Annotated in this window: 2 protein-coding genes and 1 pseudogene; 1 reads left to right on the top strand and 2 read right to left on the bottom strand. The window is 69.9% G+C overall.

Annotation, left to right across the window (positions count from 1 at the left end):
• Window positions 1-335, bottom strand: a pseudogene (locus tag ABT300_RS44120) (haloacid dehalogenase-like hydrolase); the annotation flags it as partial.
• A 359-nt stretch (window positions 336-694) separates the two neighbouring features.
• On the opposite strand from ABT300_RS44120, the gene ABT300_RS44115 reads away from it, so the two are divergent.
• Complete coding sequence (locus ABT300_RS44115) at window positions 695-1,030, top strand: hypothetical protein (protein WP_351688836.1); 336 nt, start codon at window positions 695-697, stop codon at window positions 1,028-1,030.
• Between the two features lie 47 nt (window positions 1,031-1,077).
• On the opposite strand, the gene ABT300_RS44110 is transcribed toward ABT300_RS44115, so the two are convergent.
• The coding region (locus ABT300_RS44110; protein WP_351688833.1) for a hypothetical protein at window positions 1,078-1,338 on the bottom strand (261 nt) is incomplete at its 5' end.

Raw genomic sequence — 1,338 nt, 5'->3', positions numbered from 1 at the left:
AGCCTCAGGGACGGGTCCATCGTCGAGCGCTTGAGCTTGCCCCGCATCTCCAGGTAGGGGAGCAGGGACTCCTCCAGGTCGTAGCGGTAGGTGGTGTTGTCGGCGTCGAAGACCGCGTACTCGCCCTGGTGGGCGTGGTCCGCGATGACCTGGCCGAGCTTCTCGGCGACCGGAGCGGGCCAGTGGCGCAGCTGGTCCGCCACGGCCTTCCCGTCCGGGCCCGCCGCCGTCGCTTCCTGGGGCGGCCACAGCCCCACGACGCTCGCGATCAGCAGCGCCGCGAGTGCGCTGCCCATCGCCGACAGACCGAACCGTCTTCCCCTGCGTGCTGCCATCTGGCCTCCCTGGTAACGAGGTCCGAACACCGGGCCGTCCGAACACCCCGTCAAACGCGGCAATCATGAACCCGCCATTGCTTGATACGCAACATGCTGCACGATACGAAATTCACCGAGGAGATTCCGGTCACCCGTCAGCCACGTCGCCCCGCAGGGACGACCGAACACGTTTGGCCGATCGTGTCCTTCGACGAGTGGACAGGCGAGACACTGATTGCCGGCCAGAGCCTTCCGGTCACACCTGACTGCGGGGACAACCGGGCTGGCCCCCGTACGTCCACAGATGCCCACGTCCCCGATCGCTCCGTCACTGCCCCCCCCACCTGGTCCAGCACGGCTTCGACCACGTCCCGGCGGTGGAGGCCGCAGACGACGCGACCGCAGCGCAGCTCGCGCCCGAGGCGGAGCAGCTGCCGGGATTACTGCCGGGCATCGCGGAACCGGTCGTCTTCCCCGCGACCGCACCGCCCGACGACTCCGACCCCTGCGCCCACGCCTTCGTCCTGGACGAGGTCGGCGTCACCTACCCGACGGCGATCCGCGAGTACGCCACGCACGCCCCCGCGACTGCCGCGCCGGGGATAGCCCACACCATCGCGCACTTCGTCGGCCGGATCCTCGCCAACGCCCCCACGGACGCCATCCAGGCTCTGCAGGCGCTGCGCGATGAACAGGCGGCGCGGGCCCGTTGACAGGCCGCACGACGAGCCGATCGCAGTGGTGGCTCTGTCGTAAGCGTTCACGGCGCGGGCGAAGCAACCGCCCGGTGCGGGTCGTGACCGCTCTCGCCGACCAGGACCCGCCAGTGGTGGAGAACGTGGCGGTTCTGCACCGCTGACCGCACCACCGCCGACGGCCTTCTACGATCCGGTGTACGGATCCCGAGCTGCTGGAACGGATCACCGCGCGGCGTGCGGAACTCGACGAACTCGAAGAACAGCTGTCCGAGCAGCCGGCGGAGGTCCGGGCCCCAGGCGGGCGGCCGGGCGGTGATGACGAT

The organism is Streptomyces sp. NPDC001027 (assembly GCF_040299045.1).
GTDB lineage: Bacteria > Actinomycetota > Actinomycetes > Streptomycetales > Streptomycetaceae > Streptomyces.
Note: the sequence above shows the minus strand (reverse complement) of the source record. Positions and strands in the feature narration are given on the sequence as shown.